General features: G+C 68.9%; 26 protein-coding genes and 1 riboswitch. Of the genes, 8 read left to right on the forward strand and 18 right to left on the reverse strand.

Going from position 1 to position 22,403, the window contains the following annotated elements; all coding sequences use genetic code 11:
• The first annotated feature begins 21 nt into the window (after positions 1 to 21).
• A complete protein-coding gene (locus VHD82_RS13100; RefSeq protein ID WP_325701871.1) occupies positions 22 to 222 on the forward strand; it encodes an antitoxin in 201 nt (66 codons plus the stop codon).
• Between the two features lie 55 nt (positions 223 to 277).
• Here the strand turns inward: VHD82_RS13100 and VHD82_RS13105 are convergent, their stop codons facing one another.
• Positions 278 to 1,474, reverse strand: coding sequence for a glycoside hydrolase family 18 protein (locus VHD82_RS13105; RefSeq protein WP_414637500.1), 1,197 nt, complete (start codon positions 1,472 to 1,474; stop codon positions 278 to 280).
• A gap of 86 nt (positions 1,475 to 1,560) precedes the next feature.
• Complete coding sequence (locus tag VHD82_RS13110) at positions 1,561 to 1,902, reverse strand: helix-turn-helix domain-containing protein (RefSeq protein ID WP_325701873.1); 342 nt, start codon at positions 1,900 to 1,902, stop codon at positions 1,561 to 1,563.
• Between the two features lie 64 nt (positions 1,903 to 1,966).
• On the opposite strand from VHD82_RS13110, the gene VHD82_RS13115 reads away from it, so the two are divergent.
• Entirely contained in the window at positions 1,967 to 2,467 is a 501-nt protein-coding gene (locus tag VHD82_RS13115) for a group II truncated hemoglobin (RefSeq protein ID WP_325701876.1), read from the forward strand.
• Here the strand turns inward: VHD82_RS13115 and VHD82_RS13120 are convergent.
• A complete protein-coding gene (locus VHD82_RS13120; RefSeq protein WP_325701878.1) occupies positions 2,437 to 3,462 on the reverse strand; it encodes a 6-phosphofructokinase in 1,026 nt (341 codons plus the stop codon). The genes VHD82_RS13115 and VHD82_RS13120 overlap by 31 nt on opposite strands.
• A gap of 253 nt (positions 3,463 to 3,715) precedes the next feature.
• On the opposite strand from VHD82_RS13120, the gene VHD82_RS13125 reads away from it, so the two are divergent.
• Positions 3,716 to 4,780, forward strand: coding sequence for a 3-deoxy-7-phosphoheptulonate synthase (locus VHD82_RS13125; RefSeq protein WP_325701881.1), 1,065 nt, complete (start codon positions 3,716 to 3,718; stop codon positions 4,778 to 4,780).
• 9 nt (positions 4,781 to 4,789) lie between these two features.
• On the opposite strand, the gene VHD82_RS13130 is transcribed toward VHD82_RS13125, so the two are convergent.
• Together VHD82_RS13130 and VHD82_RS13135 are read right to left on the reverse strand one after the other, a co-directional pair.
• A complete protein-coding gene (locus VHD82_RS13130; RefSeq protein WP_325701884.1) occupies positions 4,790 to 5,272 on the reverse strand; it encodes a polyadenylate-specific 3'-exoribonuclease AS in 483 nt (160 codons plus the stop codon).
• Positions 5,273 to 5,293: 21 nt separating this feature from the next.
• On the reverse strand, positions 5,294 to 6,055 hold the full coding sequence (locus VHD82_RS13135) for a lysophospholipid acyltransferase family protein (RefSeq protein ID WP_325701887.1): 762 nt from the start codon (positions 6,053 to 6,055) through the stop codon (positions 5,294 to 5,296).
• Between the two features lie 358 nt (positions 6,056 to 6,413).
• On the opposite strand from VHD82_RS13135, the gene VHD82_RS13140 reads away from it, so the two are divergent.
• From VHD82_RS13140 to VHD82_RS13155, 4 genes are read left to right on the forward strand one after another with little or no spacing between them, the layout of a single operon-like run.
• Complete coding sequence (locus tag VHD82_RS13140; protein ID WP_325701890.1) at positions 6,414 to 7,169, forward strand: alpha/beta hydrolase; 756 nt, start codon at positions 6,414 to 6,416, stop codon at positions 7,167 to 7,169.
• Positions 7,166 to 7,654: a hypothetical protein gene (locus VHD82_RS13145; RefSeq protein WP_325701893.1), complete on the forward strand. Its 489-nt coding sequence runs from the start codon at positions 7,166 to 7,168 to the stop codon at positions 7,652 to 7,654. Before VHD82_RS13140 ends, VHD82_RS13145 begins: the two co-directional genes overlap by 4 nt.
• Positions 7,655 to 8,797 carry a glutamate--cysteine ligase gene (locus tag VHD82_RS13150; protein WP_325701896.1) on the forward strand — a complete coding sequence of 381 codons (1,143 nt, stop codon included), beginning with the start codon at positions 7,655 to 7,657 and terminating at the stop codon, positions 8,795 to 8,797.
• A gap of 11 nt (positions 8,798 to 8,808) precedes the next feature.
• The gene (locus VHD82_RS13155) at positions 8,809 to 9,903 is read left to right on the forward strand and encodes a glycerate kinase (RefSeq protein WP_325701899.1); all 1,095 of its coding nucleotides are present in this window, start codon (positions 8,809 to 8,811) and stop codon (positions 9,901 to 9,903) included.
• Between the two features lie 7 nt (positions 9,904 to 9,910).
• Here the strand turns inward: VHD82_RS13155 and VHD82_RS13160 are convergent, their stop codons facing one another.
• The 9 genes from VHD82_RS13160 to VHD82_RS13200 form a co-directional block, all read right to left on the reverse strand.
• Complete coding sequence (locus VHD82_RS13160; protein ID WP_325701902.1) at positions 9,911 to 10,813, reverse strand: hypothetical protein; 903 nt, start codon at positions 10,811 to 10,813, stop codon at positions 9,911 to 9,913.
• A 119-nt stretch (positions 10,814 to 10,932) separates the two neighbouring features.
• Positions 10,933 to 11,643: an MBL fold metallo-hydrolase gene (locus VHD82_RS13165; protein WP_325701904.1), complete on the reverse strand. Its 711-nt coding sequence runs from the start codon at positions 11,641 to 11,643 to the stop codon at positions 10,933 to 10,935.
• 17 nt (positions 11,644 to 11,660) lie between these two features.
• A complete protein-coding gene (locus VHD82_RS13170) occupies positions 11,661 to 12,407 on the reverse strand; it encodes a DUF427 domain-containing protein (protein WP_325701907.1) in 747 nt (248 codons plus the stop codon).
• A gap of 11 nt (positions 12,408 to 12,418) precedes the next feature.
• The gene (locus VHD82_RS13175; protein ID WP_325701910.1) at positions 12,419 to 13,009 is read right to left on the reverse strand and encodes a TetR/AcrR family transcriptional regulator; all 591 of its coding nucleotides are present in this window, start codon (positions 13,007 to 13,009) and stop codon (positions 12,419 to 12,421) included.
• A 34-nt stretch (positions 13,010 to 13,043) separates the two neighbouring features.
• A complete protein-coding gene (locus VHD82_RS13180) occupies positions 13,044 to 13,871 on the reverse strand; it encodes a bifunctional 5,10-methylenetetrahydrofolate dehydrogenase/5,10-methenyltetrahydrofolate cyclohydrolase (RefSeq protein ID WP_325701913.1) in 828 nt (275 codons plus the stop codon).
• A 29-nt stretch (positions 13,872 to 13,900) separates the two neighbouring features.
• Positions 13,901 to 13,981, reverse strand: a riboswitch (ZMP/ZTP riboswitch).
• A gap of 4 nt (positions 13,982 to 13,985) precedes the next feature.
• Positions 13,986 to 14,618 carry a UdgX family uracil-DNA binding protein gene (locus tag VHD82_RS13185; RefSeq protein WP_414637501.1) on the reverse strand — a complete coding sequence of 211 codons (633 nt, stop codon included), beginning with the start codon at positions 14,616 to 14,618 and terminating at the stop codon, positions 13,986 to 13,988.
• 2 nt (positions 14,619 to 14,620) lie between these two features.
• The gene (locus VHD82_RS13190) at positions 14,621 to 15,082 is read right to left on the reverse strand and encodes an SRPBCC family protein (protein WP_325701915.1); all 462 of its coding nucleotides are present in this window, start codon (positions 15,080 to 15,082) and stop codon (positions 14,621 to 14,623) included.
• Positions 15,083 to 15,137: 55 nt separating this feature from the next.
• A complete protein-coding gene (locus VHD82_RS13195) occupies positions 15,138 to 15,812 on the reverse strand; it encodes a PAS and ANTAR domain-containing protein (RefSeq protein WP_325701918.1) in 675 nt (224 codons plus the stop codon).
• 406 nt (positions 15,813 to 16,218) lie between these two features.
• The gene (locus tag VHD82_RS13200) at positions 16,219 to 16,590 is read right to left on the reverse strand and encodes a cold shock domain-containing protein (protein ID WP_325701921.1); all 372 of its coding nucleotides are present in this window, start codon (positions 16,588 to 16,590) and stop codon (positions 16,219 to 16,221) included.
• A 122-nt stretch (positions 16,591 to 16,712) separates the two neighbouring features.
• Here VHD82_RS13200 and VHD82_RS13205 point away from each other — a divergent pair, with 122 nt between their 5' ends.
• Complete coding sequence (locus tag VHD82_RS13205; RefSeq protein WP_325701924.1) at positions 16,713 to 16,973, forward strand: DUF4235 domain-containing protein; 261 nt, start codon at positions 16,713 to 16,715, stop codon at positions 16,971 to 16,973.
• A 2-nt stretch (positions 16,974 to 16,975) separates the two neighbouring features.
• Here the strand turns inward: VHD82_RS13205 and VHD82_RS13210 are convergent, their stop codons facing one another.
• The 4 genes from VHD82_RS13210 to VHD82_RS13225 form a co-directional block, all read right to left on the reverse strand.
• On the reverse strand, positions 16,976 to 18,160 hold the full coding sequence (locus VHD82_RS13210) for a helix-turn-helix domain-containing protein (protein WP_325701927.1): 1,185 nt from the start codon (positions 18,158 to 18,160) through the stop codon (positions 16,976 to 16,978).
• 134 nt (positions 18,161 to 18,294) lie between these two features.
• Entirely contained in the window at positions 18,295 to 18,765 is a 471-nt protein-coding gene (locus VHD82_RS13215) for a (2Fe-2S)-binding protein (protein ID WP_325701930.1), read from the reverse strand.
• A gap of 8 nt (positions 18,766 to 18,773) precedes the next feature.
• Positions 18,774 to 21,083, reverse strand: a complete 2,310-nt coding sequence (locus VHD82_RS13220) for a molybdopterin cofactor-binding domain-containing protein (protein WP_325701933.1) — start codon at positions 21,081 to 21,083, stop codon at positions 18,774 to 18,776.
• A 192-nt stretch (positions 21,084 to 21,275) separates the two neighbouring features.
• Complete coding sequence (locus VHD82_RS13225) at positions 21,276 to 22,391, reverse strand: NDMA-dependent alcohol dehydrogenase (protein ID WP_325701936.1); 1,116 nt, start codon at positions 22,389 to 22,391, stop codon at positions 21,276 to 21,278.
• Between the last annotated feature and the right edge of the window lie 12 nt (positions 22,392 to 22,403).

The following is a 22,403-nucleotide window of genomic DNA, read 5'->3' on the forward strand; positions in this document are numbered from 1 at the left end:
TCCGATTGAAGGGAGTCGCGGATGAACCTGTTCGACAAGGCCAAGGAAGCCCTCAGCCAGCACCCGGACCAGGCGGACAAGGGAATCGACAAGGCCGCGGAGGCCGCCAAGGGCAAGTTCGGCGGCCACGACGAGCAGATCGACCAGGCCGCGGAGAAGGCGAGGGGGTTCGCCCGCGGGCAGAACGACCAGCAGGATCCGCCTCCGCCGCCCCCGGCGTGAGGCGCTGAGAAAAGCCGGTTTCCCTTGCGTCAGGGGAAACCGGCTTTTCTCGCGCTCAGCCGTTCATCGCGGTGATCAACTGGCCGTCAGCGGTGTCCCCGGACAGTTCCCAGGCGAACGCGCCGCCGAGGCCTTGTGTCCGGGCATAGCCCATCTTGCCGGCGATGGTGCTCGGCGTGTCATAGCTCCACCACTCGTTCCCGCAGTAGGCGTACGCGGTGCCCGCGACCGTTCCCGTTGCGGGACAACGGGGCTGGAGCACCTTGTAGTCCTCGATCCCGGCCTCGTACTTGCCGGGGGCCGCGCCGGTCGCCGCGCCACCCGGCGCCGCCTGTGTCACGCCTGTCCAGCCGCGGCCGTAGAAACCTATGCCCAGCAACATCTTGCTCGCCGGGACACCCGTCGACCTGAGTTTCCGGACCGCCGCGTCGGCGTAGAAGCCGGCCGTCGGGATCCCGCTGTAGGAGTTCAGTGGAGAGTGCGGAGCCGTCGGCCCGCTGGTGGCCCACGCACCGAAGTAGTCGTAGGTCATCACGTTGTACCAGTCGACGTACTGCGAAGCGCCGCCGTAGTCGGCCGCGTCGATCTTGCCGCCCGACGTGCCGTCGGCGGTGATCGCCGCGGTGACGAGCTCGCCACCGAACCGCGACCGCAGTGCCGACATCAGGCTGGCGAACGCGGCGGATCCACTGGTGTCACAGGAAAGCCCGCAAGCGTTGGGATACTCCCAGTCGATGTCGATGCCGTCGAACACGCCGTTCCAGCGTGGATCGTGCAGCAGGTTGTAGCAGGAGTCGGCGAACGCGGCCGGGTTCCGCGCGGCCTGGGTGAACCCCGACGACCACGTCCAGCCGCCGAACGAGTAGATCACCTTGAGCCCGGGGTGCATCGCCTTGAGCCGCTTGAGCTGGCCGAAGTTGCCACGCAGCGCGCCGGCGTCCCAGGTGTCGGACACACCGTCCACGCTGCTCGCGGCGTCGTAGTACTTGTCATAGGCGGCGTACGAATCGCCGATCGCGCACTGGCCGTTCGTCACGTTGCCGAACGCGTAGTTGAGATCTGTCAGTTTTCCCGCCGAGCCGCTCGTCTCGACGTTCTTGACCTGGTAGTCGCGGTCGTAGACGCCCCATTCGGTGAAGTAGCCCAGCACCTTGCCGACGGGGGCCGACGAAGCGGGTGGCGCGTACGAGAGTGTCATCAGCATGGCCGCGAAAACTCCCGCGGCGCCCAGCAGTTTCCGGCGGATGGACATGCTTTCCTCCCGGATCCGGTTAAGGAGGGGGACAAAGGCACTCTATTTGGACTAGACCACCTGTTCAATGGTCTAGTCCACTTTCCCTACGAAGGTAGGTCCGCGAACTCGACGCCGGTGGCCGCCGCGCGCTGCTCGCCCCATTCGTAGAGCAGCTGCAGCGCGGGACCGAGCGACTTGCCCTGCGCGGTCAGCCGGTACTCCACCCGGGGCGGGTTCTCGTCGAACGCATGGCGCGAGACCAGGCCGTCGGCCTCCAGCTCCCGCAGCTGCTGGGTGAGCATCTTCTCGCTGATGGCGGGCAGGTGCGCGCGCAGCTGCCCGTACCGGTGCACGCCTTCCTTGAGGTGCGCCAGGATCACCGGCTTCCACCGGCCGCCGATCACGTCGATGGTCAGCTCCACCGGGCAGTAGTAGACCCGCGCCATGCCGATGCCCCTTACCGGAAAGTGCGTACTTGGCAACACCGCGCGCCCGGTGTTGCCTTGACTGGTGAACGATGACAGCACCGTGCCCACGTTGTACGAATGGGCGGGCGGCGCCCCGGCGCTGCACCGGCTTTTCGAGGTGTTCTACCGGAAGGTACTCGCCGACGAGCTGCTCGAACCCGTCTTCCGCGGCATGGATCCGCACCACCCCGCACACGTGGCCCTCTGGCTGGGCGAGGTGTTCGGCGGGCCCGCGGAGTACAGCACCGAGCGCGGCGGGCACGCGCACATGATCGGCAGGCACCTGGGCCGCGCGATCACCGAGGAGCAGCGGCGGCGCTGGGTCTCGCTGCTGATGGACGCGGCCGACGAGGCGGAACTGCCCGCGGATCCGGAGTTCCGCGCCGCCTTCGCCGGATACATCGAGTGGGGCAGCAGGCTCGCCGTCGTCTTCTCGCACCCCGGCGCGAACCCGGCCCACGACGAGCCGATGCCACGGTGGGACTGGACCGTCCCACCGTGGCAGCCGGCGGCTCAGCCGAAGAAGACCTCGGCCTCTTCGTAACGCTCCGCCGGCACCGTCTTGAGCTCGGCGGTAGCCTCGGCCAGCTTCACGCGCACGATGTCCGTGCCGCGCAGCGCCACCATCGTGCCGAAGTCGCCGTCGGTCACCGCGTCCACGGCGTGCAGCCCGAACCGGGTGGCCAGCACCCTGTCGTACGCCGTGGGCGTGCCGCCGCGCTGCACGTGGCCGAGCACCACGGCGCGGGATTCCTTGCCGGTACGCACGGCGATCTCGTCGGCGAGCCAGGTGCCGACCCCGCCGAGCCGGACGTGCCCGAACGCGTCCTTCTCGCCGGTCTTGAGCACCTCGGCGCCGCCCTCGGGCAGCGCGCCCTCGGCGACCACGATGATCGGCGCGTACATCCGCTCGAACCGGCGCTCGACCCATTCGGTGACCTGGTCGACCGAGAACGGCCGCTCCGGCACCAGGATCACGTTCGCGCCGCCTGCCAGCCCGGCGTGCAACGCGATCCAGCCCGCGTGCCTGCCCATCACCTCCACCACGAGCGCGCGGAAATGCGACTCGGCGGTGGTGCGCAGCCGGTCGATGGCCTCGGTCGCGATGTGCACCGCGGTGTCGAAACCGAAGGTGTAGTCGGTGGCGGCGAGGTCGTTGTCGATCGTCTTGGGCACGCCGACGACACCGATCCCGTCGTCGGTCAGCTTCTTGGCCACACCGAGGGTGTCCTCGCCGCCGATCGCGATCAGCGCGTCGATCTTCTGCTCGGCCAGCACCGACTTGATCTTGTCGACGCCGCCCTCCTCGTTGTACGGGTTGGTCCGCGAGGAGCCCAGGATGGTGCCGCCCCTGGTGAGGATCTCCTCCACGTCACCGAGCCCGAGCGGCCTGCTCTCCCCCGTCATCGGCCCGCGCCAGCCGCTGCGGAAGCCGACCACGTCCCAGCCGTGCACCTCGATGCCCTTGCGGACGACCGCACGGATCACCGCGTTGAGCCCGGGGCAGTCACCACCGCCGGTCAGCAAGCCCACTCGCATCGGATCAGCCCTTTCGAAAGTTGTCTCAGGTCACACTTCTCCCCGCCAGCGTAGCCGTGATCACCCTTGATCGGTAAAGGGGTGGTGGCCTTTGGTACTGTCGGCGCCATGCAGCGGTATTTCTGGTTTAGCGGGCCGGCCCTGGGTGGGCCAGCCGGCGAGATCGCCGCGCGCTGAACCTTCCACCCTGGAGCCGGATGCAAGACCGGCTCGGGTGGCAGACCGCGGGCCGGTCGGGAAAGGACCACCCGCAATGTCGATCACCGCAGCCCCCGCCGCCGCACTGGACAACCAGCGCACGGCCGGGATCAGCCCGCTGATCCCGCCTTCGCTGCTGCGCCAGGAACACCCGATGGACGTCACCGTCGCCAAGACCGTGGCCGAAGGCCGCGCGGCGACCGTCGACATCCTCGACGGCACCGACGACCGGCTGCTCGTCGTGGTCGGGCCGTGCTCGGTGCACGACCCGGAAGCCGCCGTGGACTACGCGATCCGGCTGGCCGAAAAGGCCGAGCAGCTGCGCGACAAGCTGCATGTGGTGATGCGCGTGTACTTCGAGAAGCCGCGCACCACACTGGGCTGGAAGGGCCTGATCAACGACCCAGGGCTGGACGGGTCCTACGCGGTCAACCAGGGCCTGCGGATGGCGCGCAAACTGCTGCTGGACATCTCCGCGCTCGGGTTGCCGGTGGGCTGCGAGTTCCTCGACCCGATCACCCCGCAGTTCATCGCCGACATCGTCAGCTGGGGTTCGATCGGCGCGCGCACCGCGGCCAGCCAGGTGCACCGGCAGCTGTGCAGTGCGCTGTCGATGCCGGTCGGGATCAAGAACGGCACCGACGGCGACGTGCAGGTCGCGGTGGACGCGACCAGGGCCGCGGCGGCCGGCCACGTGTTCCCCGGGATCAACGCCGACGGGCTCGCGGCGCTGATCACCACCTCCGGCAACCCGGACTGCCACGTGATCCTGCGCGGCGGCTCCGGCGGGCCGAACTACGACGCGGAAACGGTGGCGGACACGCTGGCGCGGCTGCGCAAGGCCGGGTTGCCGGAGCGGGTCATCATCGACGCGTCGCACGGCAACAGCGGCAAGGACCACGTGCGCCAGGGCGTCGTGGTGGAGGAGATCGCCGGGCGGATCGGCGCGGGCGAGCGCATCACCGGCGTGATGCTGGAGAGCTTCCTCGAAGCGGGGCGCCAGGATTTGGTGCTGGGCAAGGCTTCCGAGCTGACCTACGGGCAGTCGATCACCGACGCCTGCCTGGACTGGCCCACCACGGCCGCGCTGCTGGACACGCTCGCCGCCGCTGTCCGGTGAAGCAGCGGCTCAGCGACGGACCGCTTCGATGGCGTGCCAGCGCTCCAAGTTGTGCTTGGCGTCGGCCAGCGCGTCGTGCGCGTCGCGCGGGGGCGAGGGCAGCTTCGGCTTGCCCGCGTCCTCCCAGCGCTGGCGCAGGTCGCGGGTGAAGCGGGGCAGCTGGCGCGGCAGCGCGGGCATCGCGCCCCACAGCTGTGCCAGCGCCACATGGTCGTAGGCGGCGTACCAGGCCCACAGCTCGATCCCGCCCGGCGGCTTGCCGAAGAACTCCAGCAGGTCGGCGCGGATCTGCTCGCGGCTGCGCCACGCCTTGTCGGCCGGGGACGGCAGCTTCGGCAGGACGTTGTCGCGCACCCACTGGCCTGCCTTGGCGGGGTCGAAGTCCGTGGAGACCGCGTAGAACTCCCGGCCCCGCTCGTCCACGACACCGATCGACACAAGATCGATCGTCACGCCGTCCTCGATGAATTCGGTGTCGTAGAAAAATCGCACCGAAGCACCTTAGGGCTTGGGCTATCCGGCCTTCGTCTCCGGTACCCGGTCGGCGTCCGTGGCCGACGTCTGGGCCGGGACCTGCGGGCGTACACCGGCCGCCTCCGCGGCGAGCAACTCCTTGGCGCGGGCCGCGTAGATGTCGACGTACTCCTGACCCGAAAGCTCCATCAGGGCGTACATGATCTCGTCGGTGATCGACCGCTCGACGAACCTGTCCCCGGACAGCCCCTCGTACCGGGAGAAGTCCAGCGGGGCGCCGAAGCGGATCTCCAGCCGGCGCGGCCACCACATCTTCGAGCCGATCGGGTTGACCTTGTCGGTGCCGATCATGGCGACCGGGACGACCGGCACGCCCGCCTCCAGCGCGATCCGCGCGACGCCGGTCTTGCCCTTGTGCAGCCTGCCGTCCGGGGAGCGGGTGCCCTCGGGGTAGATGCCGAGGAGGCTGCCCTCGCGCAGCAGCCGGATCGCGGTGTCGAGCGCGGCCTGCGCGGCGGTGCCGCCGGAGCGGTCGATCGGGATCTGGCCGACGCCGGTGAAGAACCACTTCTTCAGGCGGCCCTTGACACCCTTTTCGGTGAAATACTCCGATTTCGCGGGGAACGTGACCCGCCGGGGAACCCGCACGGGCATGAAGAACGAGTCCGCCACCGCGAGGTGGTTGCTCGCCAGGATGGCGCCACCGGCGGCCGGAATATGCTCACGACCGGTGACCTTCGTCGGCCACAGCAACTTGAGCAACGGACCGATGAGCACGTACTTCAGCAACCGGTACAGCACTGTGACATGCCCTCCTGCCTGCCCGGACCGCTCGGCTGCCCCAGGGTACGAACCGTGACCGGCCGAGCACAACGCCCCCTCGGGCGGTGCGCGGGATCTCACAGCACCGGCAGGCATGTGAGATCCACCGCCCACGTGGGACCATGGGCAGGGTCGGGACGAGGAAAAGGCGGTCACCATGCCCGTACTCGCCGGTGCGGAACCCTTCACACACACCGGAACCGGTCAGACCGGGGTGCTGCTTTGCCCATGTCCCAGCACCGGCAATCCCCAGCACCACACAGCACCAGCAGGCATGTGAGATCCACCGCCCACGTGGGACCATGGGCACGGTCGGGACGAGGAAAAGGCGGTCACCATGCCCGTACTCGCCGGTGCGGAACCCTTCACACACACCGGAACCGGTCAGACCGGGGTGCTGCTTTGCCACGGGTTCACCGGGAGTCCGCAGAGTATGCGGCCCTGGGGTGAGTACCTCGCCGGGCTGGGCCACAGTGTGCGCTGCCCGCGGCTGCCAGGGCACGGCACGAGCTGGCCGGAACTGAACAGGACGACCTGGCAGGACTGGTACGGCTGTGTCCGCGCCGAGTTGCTCGACCTGCGGGAGAGCTGCCCGACGGTGTTCGTGTTCGGCCTGTCCATGGGCGGCACGCTGAGCCTGCGGCTGGCGCAGGAGTTCGGCGAGCAGATCGCCGGGCTGGTGCTGGTCAACCCCTCGGTCACCACGTTGCGCCGGGACGCGAAGCTGCTGCCCGTGCTGGGCCGGGTGCTGCCTTCGGTGCCCGCGATCTCGAACGACATCGCCAAGGCGGACGCCAAGGAGCTGGCCTACGACCGCACGCCGGTGCGCGCCGCGGCGAGCCTCGCGCAGCTGTGGCGCTTGGTGCGGGCCGACCTGGCGAAGGTGACTCAGCCGCTGCTGTTGTTCCGGTCGAGGGTCGACCATGTCGTGGAACCGGTGAACGCGCGTATCGTGCTGGACGGGGTACGCAGCGTCGAGACCGCGGAAGTGCTGCTGGAGCACAGTTTCCACGTTGCGACGCTGGACAATGACGCACCGCTGATCTTCCGGCGCAGTGGTGAGTTCGTAGCAGAGCAGGTGGGGTCCCGATGAGCGCGCACGGCACTGATCCCGACGACGTGGACGCCACGTTCGCCGCGATCGTCGCGGATCTGCGGGCCGAAGGGGTCGGGGTTTTCGCCGACGAATCGCTTGAGCAGTCCGCCGAGGGTGAGCCGCGTCCGGAGAAGCCGCCATCACCCCCGCCACCGGCGCCCGAGCCCGAGACGTCCTGGCGCACCGGCGGCCCCGGCTGGGAGGACACGCTCCTTGGCGAAGACGTGGCCGACGACAACGAGCACTACGAGCCGCCGGAGCCGCCGCCGCTGCCCCGTCCCGGCAAGGGCGCGTTCATCGTGCTGCTGTTCTTCCTGATCGGACTGTTCCTGCTGATCGCGCCGGGCCTGATCGGAATCAGCTCCTCGCTGGGCACCCCGCTCGGCATCCTGTCGCTGGCCACTGCGATCGCGTTGTTGCTGCTGCGGGTGAAGCAGGGCCCGCCCGACGGCGCCGATCCGAGCAACGGCGCGCAGGTCTGAATGCACCTGGACTTCCAGCCCTCACGCCGGTCGACGGTGGGAGCCGAATGGGAGCTGGCGCTGGTCGACCGCCGCAGCGGTGAGCTCAGATCGGTGGCGGAACGGATCCTCGAGGCGGTGCGCCCGGACGGGCTCGGCGAGCATCCCAAGATCAAGCAGGAGCTGCTGCTCAACACCATCGAGATCATCACCGGGGTGTGCGACACCGTCGGTGAGGTCACCGCGGATCTGGCCGCTTCGCTCGACGAGGTGCACGCCGTCGCGGACCCGCTCGGGGTGGAGCTGTTCTGCGCGGGCACGCACCCGTTTTCGTCCTGGTACCAGCAAAAGGTCACCGACAAGGCCCGGTACGCGAAGCTGATCGACCGCACCCAGTGGTGGGGCAGGCAGATGCTGATCTACGGGGTGCACGTGCACGTCGGGCTCGACCACCGGGACAAGGTGCTGCCGGTGCTCGACGCGCTGCTCAAGTACGCGCCGCACCTGCAGGCGCTGTCCGCGTCCTCGCCGTACTGGGGCGCCGAGGACACCGGCTACGCGTCGAACCGGGCGCTGATGTTCCAGCAGCTGCCCACCGCCGGGCTGCCGTTCCAGTTCCGCGAGTGGTCGGAGCTGGAGGGCTATGTGGACGACATGTTCAAGACAGGCGTGATCGACCATTTTTCCGAGATCCGCTGGGACATCCGGCCCGCCCCGCATTTCGGCACGATCGAGATGCGGGTGTGCGACGGGCTGCCCACGCTGGAGGAGGTCGGCGCGATCGCCGCGCTCACCCAGTGCCTGGTGGACGATTTCAGCGAGCGGCTGGACAACGGCGAGAGGCTGCCGTCGCTGCCGCCGTGGCACGTGCAGGAGAACAAGTGGCGCGCCGCCCGGTACGGACTGGACGCGATCATCATCCTGAACGCGGCGGGGGACGAAGGGCTGGTCACCGAGGATCTGGCGGATCTGCTGGAGCGGCTGGAGCCGGTCGCTCGCCGGCTGGACTGTGTCGAGCAGCTGCGCGGGGTGGAGACGATCCTCAAGTACGGGGCGAGCTATCAGCGTCAGCGGGCGGTGGCGCGACAGTACAACGGGAGCCTGAAGGCCGTCGTCGCTTCGCTCATCGCGGAGATGCGGGACGGTATCGCGCAGGATCAGTAGGCTGCCTGCTCATGCCTAGGGTCGTCATCGCTCCGGACAAGTTCAAGGGCTCGCTGCCGGCGAAGCAGGTCGCGGACGCGATCGCCGCCGGGCTGCGGCGGGCCGTGCCCGGGGTGCAGACGCTGGAATGCCCGATCGCCGACGGTGGCGATGGGACGGTGGCGGCGGCGCTGGCGGCGGGTTACGAGTTCGTGCCCGCGCGCGCGACCGGGCCGACGGGTGAGCCCGTCGATACGGGCTACGCGCGGCTGGACGGCACGGCGGTGGTCGAGCTCGCGTCGGTTTCCGGCTTGAGCCGGTTGCCGGGCGGGGTCGTGGCACCGTTGACGTCGAGCACGTTCGGTGTCGGTGAGCTGATCGCCCGGGCGCTCGCGGACGGTTGCCGGAAAATCGTGATCGGCCTGGGCGGCAGCGCGAGCACCGACGGTGGCGCGGGCATGGTGCGTGCTCTCGGCGCCCGGCTGCTCAACGCCGAAGGCGCGGAGATTCCCCTTGGCGGACAAGCACTTCTGGACCTGGACCAGGTCGATCTGAGCGGCCTGGACCTGCGCGGCGCGGAGTTCGTGGTGGCCAGCGACGTGGACAATCCCCTGCTCGGCAAGCACGGCGCGGCCGCGATCTACGGTCCGCAGAAGGGCGCGTCGCCGGAGGATGTGGCGCTGCTGGATTCGGCCTTGCGGCATTTCGCGGAACTGGTCGATCCGGCTTTCCTGGCCGCGCCCGGCGCCGGTGCGGCGGGCGGCACGGGTTACGCGTGCCTGGCGATCCTCGGCGCGAAGTTCCGGGCCGGGATCGAGGTGGTGCTGGAGATGACGGGGTTCGCGGAGAAGCTCGCCGGCGCGGATCTCGTGATCACCGGCGAGGGCTCCTTCGACGAACAGACCCTGCACGGCAAGGGGCCCGCCGGGATCGCCGCACAGGCAACGGGAATTCCCGTCGTGGCGATGGCCGGGCACACCACCTTGCCACCGGAAGTGTTGCGGGAGAACGGTTTCGCGGCGGCTTACGGGTTGACGGACATCGAGCCGGACGTGACGCGCTGTATGACGGACACGGCGGAACTGCTGACCCGGCTGGCGGCCCGGGTCGCGGCGGATTGGCTCTAGAAACGGCTTACCTGGTGGCGGGCGCCCGTCCGGTCGGACGCTCGGCGATGATTTCCCGGCTGCCCTGGCCGCTGATCAGCAGGGCGGTCGGCACCAGGTCCCCGCTCGTGTCGGGCGAGGTGCGCACCCAGTCCTTGATCTCCTGGGCCCAGCCCGAACTCGCGCCGGCGGCGTAGAGGTGGTCCGGGCTGATCAGCCCCACCATCACCTTCTCCTCGCCCACGTGGGCGGAAACCTGCTCATGGAAGTCGTCCAGCACGATCGCAGACCCGGCGCACAGGTTGTTGTCGCCGCGTTCGAGTTCGATCAGAAGCCCCTTCTCGTCATCCGCGAAAGCCTTGAAGGCGAGTCCGCGGGTGAGGTTGTCGATCGCTTCGCCGCCCACTGCCTGGAGTTCGTCCTCGCTCATCTCCGCGACCCTGCCCCGCAGCAGATGGGACATCTGGATCCTGCCTTCGGGCGAGATCGTCGTCTTGGCGAATCCGAGGTGCATCCGGTCGTCCACCAGCGGCAGGGAGAAGTAGAGCTTCAACGGGCCGTCGTAGGTGTGCAGGATGGGCAGCCATTCGCCGTCGGCTTCGGCCTTGAGATACGTCTCGGCGCTGCGTTCCAGCACGGCACCGGCCATGGCCTTTTCCGCGAACGCGAAGGCCTCGGTCCAGTCGTTTCCCTCGGGACGCTCGAACTGATGGGTGCACTCGACGCCCGGGAACGTCCCGGCCAGGAAGACCCGGTCCATCCGCGAGGGCTGCCAGATGCTGGCGATCCCGGTCACGTCGGCGGCCTGAATGCCATGCTCTTCCCGCACCTGCCGCCACGCCTGCCGGACGGCGTCCTGGGCCTTGGCCGGAGCCGCTGCCTGGCGCAGGTCGTCATCCCTGCCGTTCACCTGGAAAAGGACGACGTTCATGGTTATCGAGTTGTCCACAGCCTGGCGATCTTACGCAAGGCCGCTGACCTTTCCCCCGCACCCGGAACACCGCTGACATGCCGTTCGACCGCTCCGGTACGGACCGGCTACGGGTGTCCTCAGCCGAACATCATCCGCCACTCGTCCAGATTCCGTGGCCGGTAGACGAAGTTGCTCTCCCGCACCGAAGACAACGCGGCCGACGGCTCGGCCGAATACTGATGCCCGGGGAACACGACCGGATCCCCCGGCAACTCCGCCAGCGCCCGCAGGCTGTGGTACATCGCCTCGGCGTCACCGCCCGGGAAATCCGTGCGGCCACAGCCTTCCAGGAACAGGGTGTCCCCCGCGATGATCCGGTCGTCCAGCAGAAAGCACTGGCTGCCCGGCGTGTGCCCGGGGGTGTGCAGCAGGCGGATCGGGATCTCGCCGACCTGGATGACGTCGTCGTGGTCGTGTGCGGTGAGGTCGGTGGCGGACAGGCCGGTGGTCTGCCGCACCCACTCGCTCTCGGCGCGGTTCACGTGCACCGGCACGGGTTCGCGCGCGAGCAGCTCCGCGAGGCCGGGCAGGGTGAAACCCATCATGCTGCCGCCCACGTGATCGGGATGGTGGTGGGTGGCGAGCACACCGGTGAGCCGCATGTCGTCGGCAGCGAGGACGTCCAGCAGTTCGCCGACGGCATACGCGGGGTCGACGAGCACTGCCTCCCTCGTCTCCCGGTCGCCGATCAGGTAGGCGAAGTTGACCATCTGGGTGGCGATCGGGTCGCCGACGGCGAAGTCACGGCCGGAGAGCAGCTGGCGGAAGTACAGGCGATCGTCGGACATACCCCGAGGGTAAGGCGTCAGCTGAACGGGGTTTTCGGCCGCTCCTGCCGCACGCCGTCGACGAAGATGTCCACCTTTTCGTTGTAGAAGCAGACCAGGCCCTGCACCTTCTGGCTTTCCGGCACCGGTGAGCGGTAGTACCAGGCGATGTCCTCGTGCAGGCGCTCGCCGGCGCGCACCGAGTAGTACCGCGCGTCGCCCTTGTACGGGCAGCGGGTGATGGTCTCGCTCGGTTCGACCAGATCCAGCCGCACGTCCGTCTTCGGCAGGTAGTACCGGGTGGGCAGGCTCGTCTCGAACAACAGCCGCGGGCTGCTCGATTCCGCGACCGTGACACCGTCGATCTCGACCCGCACATGCCGCGAGCTCGACAGGATGTCGATGCGTTTGTACGGGTCGCGCGGGTGGACGAAGATCTCCTCGTCCTCCTCGAACCAGCCGTCCATCGCCTCGAAGTCGAAGCGCACGTGCTCACGCAGGGCTTCCACCGGCGACCCGCGGTACTCGGCCGCCGCACCCGGGGCCTCGCGGTCGCCGACCTTCACCGTGGACAGGACCGCGTCGCCGCGGCTCGGCGAATGCCTGGTCTCACTCGTCTCGACCAGCACGTCCGCGACATCCGCGCGGGGCACGTAGTAGGCCGGGTAGTACGGAACTTCCCAGACCAGCAGCGGCCGCGTCGTGTCGGCGATGAACTGCCCGCCGAAAAGCACCCGGACCCGCTTCGGCCCCTGTTCGACTCGCACCCGAGGTTTCTCCGACATCCGACTCCCTTTCAAGGGGTGTACCGGGCGATGAGGTCACGGGCCATCGCCTTGGCCCGGAGGGCGGCGTCGGCATCGCCTTCCGCCGCGGAGACGATGGAACCCTTCATCAGAATGTGCCACGACCGCGCGAACTCGCCCGGCTCGCTCAGCCCGGCTTCCTCGGCCAGCGTCCGCACGATCTTCCGGATGTTGCTCAGATAGCCGATGCACGCCTGGCCCAGCGGATGCGCCGCGCCCATCTCCAGCAGCACGTTGATGAACGAGCAGGCGTCGAACTCCTCCGGACGGCGGAACCATTCGTCGAAGACGTCGAAAATGCCCAGCAGGTGCTCCTGGGCCGTGGCGCCGCGCTGCCGCGCCCGCGTCTCGACGAAGCCGAGGGTCCACAGCTGTTCCCGCCGGTCGAGGAAGGCCAGGACCAGCTCGTCCTTCGACGGGAAATGCCGGTACAGGGTGGCCTTGGCGACCCCGGAGCGGGCGATGACCTCGTCGATCCCGACGTCCCGGACGCCACGCCGGGCGAACAGCTGGTAACTCGCGGTCAGGATCCGCTCGCGCGGCCCGAGCCCGCTGTCCACCGTGGTGCCGTCCGTCGTCATCGTCCCTTCATAGTAGCCCTGCCTCCGGGAACCGTCAGTCTATTGTGGACTCGGCGGCGTCGACCGTCTGTGCCAGCAGCACGGCGATGGTGGTCGGCCCGACCCCGCCGGGCACCGGGGTGATCAGGCCCGCCGGGCCGGACGCCTCCTCGAAGGCCACATCCCCGACGTTGCCAGGGTTGTAGCCCGCGTCGATCACGACGGCGCCGGGTTTGAGCCAGGAGCCACGCACGAACTCCGGCCGCCCGACCGCGGCGATCACGAGGTCGGCCGACCGCACGATCGAAGGCAGGTCCGTGGTTCGGGAATGACACACCGTCACCGTGGCGTTCCGGGCCAGCAACAACGCCGCCACCGGCTTGCCGAGGATCGGGCTGCGGCCGATCACCACCGCGTGCTTGCCTTCGATCCCCACGTCGTAGGCGTCCAGCAGCCGCATGATCCCGCCCGGAGTACAGGACACGAAACCCGGCAGCCCGAACGACATCGCGGCGAAGGAACTCATCGTCACCCCGTCGACGTCCTTGCCGGGCGCGATCGCCTCGAACGCCGCCCGCTCGTCGATGCCTTCGGGCACGGGGTGCTGCAACAGGATTCCGTCCACACCCGGATCGGCGGAGAGGTTTTCGATCACCTCGACCAGCCCGGCCGTCGTGGTGGTGGCGGGCAACGGGACGTGCCGCGAGTCGATTCCCGCCTTGCGGCAACGGTTCTGCTTCATCCGCACGTACGTCACCGAGGCCGGGTCCTCGCCGACGAGCACGGTGGCAAGGCACGGTTTACGGCCTGCGCGAGTTTCGAACCCGGCTGCGCGCCGTGCGGCGTCGGCGACTATTTCGGCGGCAAGGTCTGTACCGGACATCAGGGCCACTGGGGCGCTCCTCGAACTCGTCGGCTCACCCAGGCGCGCGGCTCCAGTAGCGGACCGCTCCCCGGTGGTGTCCCACCCGAACGCCAGTCACGGCCCACGGCCAGCTTAGCGCGAAGGCACCGCGCGCAGGTCCGCCACCAAGTCGGCGTAGGCACTGTCGCGGTCCGGCGCGCGCAATACGGACGACGGATGCACCGTGGGCAGCACCTGCCCGGGATGCCCGTCGAGTTCTTCGGGTGCGGGCAGCAGTTCGCCCCGGTGCTGAGTGACCTTGAACGACGGGCCCAGCAGTGCCTGTGCCGCCGTCGCGCCCAGCAGTACCACCAATTCCGGGTGCAGCGCCCCGAACTCGGCCAGCAGCCATGGCCGGCAGGCGACCACCTCGACACGCGACGGTTTCTTGTGGATGCGCTGTTTTCCGTTCGCGGCACGGGTGAACTTGAAATGCTTGACCGCGTTGGTCACGTACACCTCGTCGCGGTCGATGCCCGCTTCGACGAGCGCGCGGTCGAGCAGTCTGCCTGCCGGGCCCACGAACGGCTCGCCCTCGCGGTCTTCCTTGTCCCCGGGCTGTTCCCCGAGCAACACGATGCGGGCTCCCGCCGGGCCGGCGCCGAACACCGTCTGCGTCGCGTCCCGGTAGAGCCCGCACCCCTTGCAGGAACGGGACGCCTCCCGCAGCCGCGCCGGATCGGTACTGTCCGGCACGAACCCGGAGGCGTCCCCTCGCGTGGCCACGATCAGCCCGGCGGCCGTTCGACTTCACCCCGCCAGGCGCCGCTCTCCCGGCCGTGGTGCTCGATGAACTCCTTGAAGCGCTTGAGATCGCCGCTGACCCGGCGGTCGAGCACGCCCAGCTTGTCGGCGGCGTTCTCGGCGAAACCCTCGGGGTCGATGTCCATCTGCGCGGTCACCCGCGTGGTGCCCTCGCCGAGGCGGTGGAAGGTGATCACGCCACCGTGGTCGGGCCCGTTTTCCGAGCGCCATGCGACCCGCTCGTCGGGGTGCTGCTCGGTGATCGTCGCGTCGAACTCCCGTTGCACGCCACCTATCCTGGTCACCCAGTGCAGATGCGTGGCGTCGAGCTGGCGGATCTCCTGCACGCCCTCCATGAAACTCGGGAAGGACTCGAACTGCGTCCACTGGTTGTAAGCGGTGCGCACGGGGACAGCCACGTCGACCGTCTCGGTGATGGTGCTCATCTTCTGCGTCACTCCCTTCGTCGTCTCCCGACCGGGGTACCTCGACGCGAGGGAGCTACACGTCCTCCTTTGGTTTCGCGAGCCGCGCCAGCACCGATTCCAGGTACTCGCGGGTGCGGTCCGGCTGCACGGCCGGGTTCTGCACCGCCGCGACCAGCCGGTCGGCCAGCTCCCGGAGTTTGACATTGCCCCGCTGCGACGCGGTGATCAACATCTCGAACGCGGCCGCCGAGTCGCAGCCGTAGCCGAGCATGATCATCCCTTTGGCCTGCTCGATGCCGGCCCGCGACGCCATCGCCCGCTGCAGCCCGGCGGCCTCCCCGGCCAGCTCCGAGAGCTGCTCGGCCTCGCGCAGCCGGGCGCTGGTCAGATCGACGTAGTAACCGTGGATCTTGGTGGTGCCTGCCTCGTCCTGGTCGACGTCACCGACCACCACCACGGCACGGGTGACCTCGTCGGCGGCGGCGATGCGCAGCTGGCAGCTGAACGGCTCGCCGGTGCGCCGGGCCCGCTCGAACACATCGGTGAGCCGCGGCCGGTCGCCGGGATGCCCGTGTTTGGCCAGCAACTCCGTCGACGGTGAGACCGAACCCGGCCGGTAGCCGTACATGGAGTAGATCTCCGACGACCAGGACCAGGTCCCGGTCCGGACATCCCAGTGGTACATGCCGACTTGGTCGGCACGCTGGCCCGAGGGCAGCGCGGAGAGTGGATCCGGCTTCGTGGACATGCGTGTACGGCTCCTGTGCAAAAGCGCAATCAACACGGGTGCCACGCTGCTGGACAATCCCAGGGAGCCAGATCATAGCCGGAAGATCGTCAGGCCCCGCGCGCCGATAGCCGGATATCCGTGCGCCCCGGCCCGGCACCGCCGAAGGCCGACTCAGCCGTCATGCGCCCCAGCCCGACACCGCCGAAAGCCGACTCAGCCGTCACGCGCCCCAGCCCGGCACCACCGAAAGCCGACTCAACCGCCACGCGCCCCGGCCCGGCACCACCGAAGGCCGACTCAACCGACAAGCCAGCCGTGGCCGACACCGCCGACAGCCGACTCAACCGTCACGCGCCCCAGCCCGACACCGCCGAAGGCCGACTCAACCGTCACGCGCCCCAGCCCGGCACCACCGAAAGCCGACTCAGCCCTCGAGCCAGCCGTGGTCGGCCGCGAGGTCGAGCACCGTGCGGCGTACGCGCAGCAGTTGCTCGGCCGTCAGCGTGGGCACGCCGGCGAGCAGCGCCTCGGTCAGCTCCTCGCGGAACTCCAGGCCGGAGGCCGGGTAGTCGGCGGGCTCGCCGGACCGCCCGCCGCGCACGATGCGCACATTGGACGCCTTGGGCCCGCGCTCGCCATCCTCCACAGTGAACTCGACGATCGTGCCGGGCGCGATCAGCCGTTTGTCCACATCGAGGTCGTTGACGTGCACGAAAACGTCTTCACCGCCGCCCTCCGGCGCCACGAACCCATACCCGCGAATCTCGTCGAAGCGGACGACTTTTCCCGTGACCACAATGAATCCCGCAATCGAATCCGGCCGGAGACCCCCGGCGCAACATCGCGCTAAGGTACCGCCTCGTCCGGATACGCACAATCGACCGGTGCCAATCGGCCGAACCTGGGTACCCGGGGAACATGAAACTCCTCTACAAGCCGCTCAGCCTCGTGATCAGCGCCCTCGGCGGGGTGCTCGCGGGAGCCGTGTTCAAGAAGTCCTGGCAGGCCATCTCCGGTGACGACGAGGCGCCGAAGGCCACCGCGACCGAGCACCGGATCCGGGAAGTACTGCTGGCCGCCGCGCTGCAGGGCGCCATCTTCGGCGTGGTGAAGGCGGCGCTCGACCGCGGTGGCGCCGAGGCGTTCGAGCGGACCACGGGGAAGAAGCTGGAGGACTAGGGTCACAGCGCGGCGGCGTCGGGGAACATGGTGAGGGCGCGCAACGCCGTGCCGAGTTCCGCGACGTCCGCCGGGTTGCTGAGCGAGCGGTCGAGCTGGTCGGTGATCCGCTTGAGCCGGTGCCGGACCGTGTTCGGGTGGCAGAAGATCTGCTCGGCCACCAGCTTCGTCGAACCCTGGCAGTCGAACCAGGCGCGCAGCGTCAGCAGCAGCACGTCCCGGTCGTCCAAGGCCAGCAACGGATCCAGCACCTGGTGCGCGAGCTGCACGGAGGCCGCCGGGTCACTGGCCACCAACCCGGCCAGCGGCGACTCGGCGAACTGCGCGATCCCCGACTGCCCCGGCACCAGCCCGGCGAGCGCGACCCGCGCCAGGTGCAGGGCGCGGGCGGTGTTGCCCAGCCCGGTGAACTCGGGGCTCACCCCGATCCGGCCTGCCACGTTTTCCTTGAGCAGCACCATGATCAGGTCCGTCGCGCCCGGTGCCTGCACCGACACCACGCCCATCTGCAGGTCCGGGGTGAGCCGCCAGGCCGAGGCGAGATGCCGTTCGCGCAGCGTGTTTTCGATGCCCGGTAAGGCTTCCTGGCCCAAGCCCGGGGTTTCCGCCGCCACCACCAGGAAAGTCCCGTCCAACGACATCTCCAGCAGCCGGGCGATGTCCCACAGGGTGGCCTCGGTCGAGATGCCACCGGCGAACAGCGCCTCGACCAGCGCCAGCCGCTTCTCGTAGCGGGAACGCAGCAGTTCGGCGACCGAATCGCGGTAGGCGATGGTGAGCGCCTCGGTGTAGTCGTCCATCAGCGCCCAGATCGCGGTGGTGGCGGCCACCAGTGCCGGCTGGTCCCGGCCGGTCAGTTCCACGAACCGTTGCCACACCTCGATGAACCCGATCCGGAAGGCGCGCAGCAGCTCCGGCAGCGGCGCGCCCTGACGGGCCCGCTGGTGCCCGGTCTCGGCCGCTCTCGACAGGTCCGGACTGTCCGGTTCGGAGAGTGCGCGCAGCAGGAAGTCCAGATTCTCCAGGCAGGACACGTGCAGGTCCTCATGGGACACGAACTGTTCCTCGCGGTAAACCGCCATCTCGGCCACGATCCGGTTGAACGTGCGCCGGGCCAGCTGCGCCAGCCCCGGCCACGCCGCGGCCGCGAGTTCGGCCACGGCGGGTTCGGCTCCCGTGTACCGCATCGCCGTTTCCCCACCTGTCAGTGCGCGGACCTCATCGTCGAGGCACCGGAGCGTCATTGAACCCCAGTCGGCACGGCGACAGCAAAAGGTCCCGCATCTGCGGAGAGATGCGGGACCTTTCACCGAATCCGCGGTTACATCTTCGACTCCGCGCTCTTGATCGCCTCGCGGATGCGGAAGTAGGTGCCGCACCGGCAGATGTTGCGAATCTCGTCGAAGTCCGAATCGCCGAGTTCGCGGCCTTCGGCCTTGGCGGCCTTCACCTTGGCCACCGCGGCCATGATCTGCCCCGGCTGACAGTAGCCGCACTGCGCGACGTCGTGTTCCAGCCACGCCTCCTGCATCGGGTGCAGGGTTTCGCCGTCGGAGAGCCCTTCGATGGTGGTGACCTCGTCGGTCGCCTTGATGTCGGACACCGGCACCGAGCACGGGTTGAACGCCTTGCCGTTGATGTGCGAAGTGCACGCCTTGCAGACGTTGAGCCCGCAGCCGTACTTCGGGCCGGTGACCCCGAGCAGGTCACGCAGCACCCACAGCAGGCGCACGTTGTCCTCGGTGTCGACGGTGACCTGCTTGCCGTTGAGCACGAAACTGTGTTGGGACACGGGAATCCTTAGGAGACGTAGGAAAGACCGTCGGTGGGCGAGTCCGGAATGGACGGAACGCGCGGCAGTGGCTCGAAGCCGAGCGTGCCGTGGTTGATCGGGAAGCTGGTCGGCATCTTCCCCACCGCCCTGGCGTAGGCGCAGGCCACCGCGGCGAACGAGCTGGCGACACCGAGCTCACCCGCGCCACCGGGCTCGCCGTTGGCCGGCATCACGTGGATCTCCACCTCGGGCGGGGTGTTCCACTGCCGCGTGTAGAAGAAGTTGTCCCAGCTGCCTTCCAGCGGCAGGCCCTTGTCGATGTGCAGACTTGCGGTGAGCGCGAGCCCGATCCCGTCGTTGATGCAGCCCATCATCTGCGCTTCCAGGCCGCGCGGGTTGATCGGCAGCCCGGCGTCCACGGCCATGATCGCCTTGGTGACCCGCGGCCCGGTGACCCCGTCGCGCACCTTGCGGTTGACGGTCTCCGGCCGGCAGTCGATCTCCACCAGCACCGCGCTGCAGCTCTTGTACTCGGCGTGGAACCCGATGCCCTGCGCCATGCCGGCCGGCAGCTGCCTGCCCCACTGACCGGCCTGCGCGACCTTGTCCAGCACCGCCCGGAACCGGTCGTCCTTGAAGAAGGAACGCCGGAACGCCAGCGGGTCCTGGCCCATCTTCGCGGCCAGCTGGTCGACGATCAGCTCGCGGGCGCACACCACGTTGGGCGAGTAGACGTTGCGCATACTGCCGGTGTTGAACTTCAGCGGCACCTCGTTGAGCAGCTGCGTGGTGACCCCGAAGTTGTACGGCATCGACTGGGACAGCTCGAAGACCGTCTCCGAGAACCCGAGGCCGCCGACCGGGAGCTTCGCCGCGACCGCGGTGAGCAGTTCGCCGAGCCCGTGCCCGAAGTCGGTGCTGGCGCTGGTGTGCCGTTGCTCGTAGCTGACCACGTTGCCCAGCGCGTAGTTGACCCGTACCCGGGACAGCGACATCGGGTGCGCGCGGCCGTGCCGGAAGTCGTCGGTGCGGTGCCACATCAGCTTGACCGGCTTGCCGATCTTCTTCGAGAACTCCGCGGCCTCCATCGCCGCGTCGCCGAACAGCTTGCGGCCGAAGGAGCCGCCGCCCTGCATGACGTGCACCTTCACCGCGGTCACCGGCAGGCCGAGCATCGTCGCGATCTGTTCCTGGGTGGTGATCGGCGACTTCAGCCCGGACCAGATCTCCGCGCTGTCCGGCCGCACGTCGGCGACCGCGCAGTTGGTCTCCAGCGCACTGTTGCTGGCGAAGGCGAACACGAAATCCGCCTCGATGGAGCTGGTCAGCACCGGCGGCACGGCCAGCGGCAGGGTGGCCGCCTTCAGCTTGTCCAGCACGGTCTGGTCGGACTCGCCGTCCACCGTGCCCGGGCCCCAGTTCACCTGCAACGCGCGCACGGCGTCAATGCAATGGGTGATCGTCTTCCCGCGCACGGCGACGCCGCTGGAGATCACGGCGACGTCGGTGATCCCGGGCATCGCCTTGACCGCGGCCAGGTTCGCGACGGATTTCACGGTGCCGCCGATCGTCGGCGGGCGGCACACCATGGCCGGCAGCGCGTTCGGGATCTGCAGGTCCATCGTGAACTGCTTCTTGCCGGTGACCGCGTCGTGCGCGTCGATCCGGGTCTGCGGGGTGCCGACGAGCTTGAACTTCGCCGCGTCCTTGGGCTGCGCGGACACCTGTTCGGTGCGGCCGCTCGCGGCGGCTTCGGCGAGGGAGCCGAACGTGGCGCTGCGGCCCGAGCCGCTGATCACTCCATTTTGGACGGTCAGGGTGGACACCGGCACGCCCCACTGGCTCGCGGCCGTGGACAGCAGCCGGGCCCGCGCGATCGCGGCCGCCGCGCGGACCGGGTTGTACAGCGCGCGCACCGAGTTCGAACCACCGGTGAGCTGGTTGAACATCAGTTCCGGGCGGGCGTCGGCGAGCGTCACGCGCAGCTTGTCCAGCGGCACGTCCATTTCCTCGGCGATCAGCATCGCGACGGTGGTGGTGATCCCCTGGCCGACTTCGGCGCGCGGCACCGCGAAGGACACGGTGTCGTCGCGGTTCACCTGGATGGCGATCAGGCCCGAAGTGGGCAGCGCGGCGAGGGTCAGCGCGTCGCCGAGGTCGAGGAGATCGGAGGGCTCGGGCGGGGACGGGATCGCGGCCGAGGCCGCGGGCGGGTCGAGGGTGTCGGCCCCGAGGCGGGCTGCGACGGCGAGGGTGGGGGCGGCCAGCAGGTAACCGAGGAACCGGCGGCGCTGCAGGCCCTCGGCCCCGGCTGGCGATCGGCGCTGATCGACCATCACGGTCCTTCCAGGCGAGAGGGAATTTCTCGCGAAGATTAGGAAGGATGGCGGATTGCGGTCAACGCTGGGTAGCCGATTGCCCCGATCTCTGTGACGAGACGACAGAGAACTGCCACAAAACTGTGACGCCCCCACAGCTGAACGTTGTACAAACGCTCGGGCCGTGGGGGCGCCCGGGGACCGGGGCGGTCAGTTCACGCTGTGCATCAGCACGCCGCGGATGTTCTTACCGTCGCGGAGGTCCTGGTAGCCCTCGTTGACCTGGTCGAGGGTGTAGCGGCGGGTGACCAGCTCGTCGAGCTTGATCGCGCCGGCCTGGTAAAGCCGCAGGATGCGCACGATGTCGTACTGCGGGTTCGCCGAGCCGAACAGCGAGCCCTTGATCGTCTTCTCGAACAACGTCATCACGCCGCCGGAGACGTGCACGGTCAGCTTCTCCGGGTTGGCCAGCCCGGTGATGACCACCGTGCCGCCCTTGCCGACCGCGTTGAAGGCCTGTGTGACCACGTCCTCGTCGACGGTGCCGACCGTGATCAGCGCCTGGTCGGCCATCTGGCCCCAGGTCAGCTCGGCGATCTTGGCCAGCGCCTCGTCGGCGGAGGCGAACGCGTGGGTGGCACCCAGCTTCAGCGCCGTCTCCCGCTTGAACGCCACCGGGTCCACCACGACCACGTTCAGCGCGCCGGCGTGCGCGGCGCCCTGCACGGCGTTGATCCCGATCCCGCCGATGCCGTAGACGACCACGGTGTCCCCGGCCTTGACCCCGCCCGAGTAGTTCGCGGTGCCCCAGCCGGTCGGCACTCCGCAGCCGACGAGCACGGCTGTCTCCAGCGGGAGCCAGTCGTCCACCTTCACCAGCGAATGCTGCGAAATGGTGGCCCGCTCGGCGAACGTGCCGAGCATGCACATGGCTCCGTAGTCGGTGCCGCCGCGGTGGAAGCGGAAACTGCCGTCCGGCATGTGCCCGTCGAGGATCGTGGCGCCCATGTCGCACAGGTTCGAGCGGCCGGTGGCGCAGTAGCGGCAGGTCCCGCAGTTGGGGATGAAACTGCACACCACGTGGTCACCGGGCTTGACCTTGGTGACGCCCGGGCCGACCTCCTCGATGATGCCGGCGCCCTCGTGCCCGCCGACGATCGGAAACCGGGGCACCAGGTCGTTGTCGATCAGGTGCAGATCGGAATGGCACAGTCCGGCGGCGGTGTATTTGATGAGCACTTCGCCCTCGCGCGGGCCGTCGAGCTCGAGCTCCTCGATCTCGAAGGGCTTGTGCGGATCGTGCAGGACAGCGGCTTTCGTCTTCACGACGCTTCACCT

This window comes from Amycolatopsis sp. (assembly GCF_035546795.1).
Classification (GTDB): Bacteria; Actinomycetota; Actinomycetes; order Mycobacteriales; family Pseudonocardiaceae; genus Amycolatopsis_E.